This is a genomic window from Metabacillus niabensis, from assembly GCF_902829255.1.
GTDB classification, from domain to species: domain Bacteria; phylum Bacillota; class Bacilli; order Bacillales; family Bacillaceae; genus Metabacillus; species Metabacillus niabensis.
Map to the genome: position 1 here is coordinate 1 of NZ_CADEPK010000306.1, position 2,938 is coordinate 2,938.

General features: G+C 31.9%; 2 protein-coding genes. Both read left to right on the top strand.

Going from position 1 to position 2,938, the window contains the following annotated elements; genetic code table 11:
- Positions 1 to 453 precede the first annotated feature (453 nt).
- Positions 454 to 1,704, top strand: a complete 1,251-nt coding sequence (locus tag HU235_RS17835; RefSeq protein ID WP_174881095.1) for a sulfotransferase family protein — start codon at positions 454 to 456, stop codon at positions 1,702 to 1,704.
- Positions 1,701 to 2,938: asparagine synthase-related protein (locus HU235_RS17840; protein ID WP_174881096.1), on the top strand; the 1,238-nt coding region annotated here is incomplete at its 3' end. The genes HU235_RS17835 and HU235_RS17840, both read left to right, overlap by 4 nt.

Genomic DNA, 2,938 nt, shown 5'->3' on the forward strand with positions numbered 1-2,938 from the left:
TTCCTAATTAGAGATTTTTATACGTAACTGTTCTTAATAAAGAAATATTTGTTCAATATGTTGAAAATTAGTCTTTATAGTATTATACGAATTTCTAAAACATTTACAGAATATTTAGGATTCAAGAAAGGAGTTAATTTGAAGAGTCTATTTCTATAAAAACCACTATGCAATGAAATAAAAGAAATATCCAAAGGTAATTTGTTTAAATTATCAAAAAATATTACATCATTATTGGGGGTTTGCAATGTATAAAAAAATTTGCTCAAGATGTTCAAATATTTCATACAGTAGTACGAATATAGGAAAGTGGATATGCTCTTCATGTTTAAATGATCTGACTTCGATAAAGGCGTTAACTGTTGATCATACAATCAATTTAGCGCAAATAAAAAGAAAATTGGAATTAATGAAGGGAAGTCAAGTATTTGGTAGAGGTTAAGGAGGTTCATGATGGATAAAACCATAGAAGATAATTTAATCTTTTTACTTTGTGTTCCTAGAAGTGGAAGTTCCTTAACGACGACTATCCTTCAAAACCATAGTAAAGTTTTTGCTACACAAGAAATGTGGTTATTAATGAGTTTATATGATTTACAAAATAGTCGGTCAGCACATGGAGGGAGTGCAATTATTAACCGTTTTTATAATGGAGTTGTTCCAAAGGAGTTATTTCATGATGCTTGCCGAAGCTTTGCAAATGAAATTTATTCTGGATTTCTCCAAAGATGTGGTGGGGAAGTAGTTGTAGATAAATCACCAAGATATTATTATATTCTTGAATTTTTAGATGCACTTTATCCAGCATCAAAGCGAATTTGGTTAATTCGGAACCCTTTAGCTGTTATGGCCTCATATAAAAAACTTCATTATTCAAAAGATAGAAGCTTACAACTACAAAGAGATTTGATTTCACCAACCTTTAATCTAAGATTGGCTGACATTACTGTCGGATATTTTCGTTATGCTAACTATTTTTCTAAGGGCAATTCATATTCTTATCGTTTAACATATGAAAAATTAATTCAACATCCACGTGAGGAAATTGAGAAATTATGTACGTTTCTTAGTATAAGTTATGAAGAAGGAATTGAGAAATACGGTGACTTTTTAGATAAACCGAAGGGGACCATGTTTAAAAGCATGGGTGTAGGGGATCCAAATCTTTTTGAACATAACCAGCCACATACTAAATCTCTAAATTTATGGAAGAATATTTTAACTAAGGAAGAAGTTGAAACGTATTGTAATATTCTTGGCGCAAATATTTTTCATACCTTAGGTTATAGTGATGTACTATTAGAGGCTGAAAAATGGACGGGGACAAAATATAAAGCAGATCCAGATCTTGAATTTCTTCAACTCAGAACAGAACAAATTGAAAAAATAACGAATTATAAATGGCAGAATCGATATCAAATGAAATTTAGTAGTAATACAATGAACGGAAAAGTAGAACAATTGAATACTGAAAAAATTAGCTATAATGACCGACAGCTTTATGAGGAAAACCAACAAATGAGGATTTCTTTACAAGCTATAGAGGAAAGATTACAGAATAGTTATCGTGAACAAGAAAAGCTAAAAGGTGAATTACTTAGAATTAGAGGGAAAATAAATAAGGTCAAAACATTTATTCCTTTTAAGCATCAGATTCATCATTTTTTTGACAATTACATATTGAAAAGTGAGGAAAAGAAGTGAGTGCAATTACAGGGATTTTCCACTTGAATGGAGAGCCAATAAAATCTGATGAAGCTTCGAGCTTGATGGAATCGTTTAATCGCTTTCCTTCAGATTATCGTCAGGTTTGGCAAAGGGAGCAAATCTTTTTAGGCTGCTTGGGCCAATGGATTACACCTGAGTCAATATTTGAACGGTTACCTTTTTTTGATTATGAAAAAGAACTAGTTGTAACCGCAGATGCAATTATCGATAATCGAGAAGAATTATTTGAACGGTTGCAAATTATTAATCCATCAAGAAAGAAAATGACTGATAGTGAGTTGATTTTACATTCATATATAAAGTGGGGTGAAGCTGCCCCAAAATATATAATTGGTGATTTTGCTTTTATGATTTGGGATATCAAAAAACAAACTATATTCGGAGCCCGTGATTTATCTGGGGTAAGAACACTATATTTTGTTACCGATGAAAGTAAAAGCAGGTTTGCATTTTCAACACTTATTAAGCCCTTATTCTCACTTCCATATGTAAAAAAGCAGCCAAATGAACAGTGGTTAGCCGAATTTCTTGCTATCGATTCTATGGTAGATTGTACAGATTCATCAACAACTCCATATAAGAATATTCAGCAAGTACCCCCAGGGCATTCTATCATAGTTAACACAGAAAAAATAAAGATTATGAAATATGGAAGTTTACTCCCAGATGATTTCATTAAATTTACATCTGATGGAGAATATGAGGAAGCTTTTAAGGATATATTTCAGGAGGCTGTGAATGTTAGATTGCGTACCTTTCGAAATGTTGGTTCACAACTAAGCGGTGGTCTAGATTCAGGAGCTGTTGTTAGCTTTGCCTCTCCAATATTAGCTAATCAAAATAAACCATTGCATACATTTAGTTATATTCCTAAAGAAGGTTTTGTCGATTGGACGCCAAAATGGGCTGTACCTAACGAAACTCCCTTTATTAAGGCGACGGCAAACTATGTTGGAAATATTCATGATAGATTATTGAATTTTCCTGATAGAGATTCTTATACAGAAATAGATGAATGGCTCGAGATGATAGAAATGCCCTATAAATTCTTTGAAAATACATTTTGGATTAGAGGAATCTATGAAAAAGCACAAGAAAATAATATCGGAGTTTTGTTAACAGGGGCGAGAGGAAATTTTTCAATCTCATATGGCCCAGGATTAGATTATTATAGTTTATTACTAAAAAAATTGAATTTTATTAAACTTTA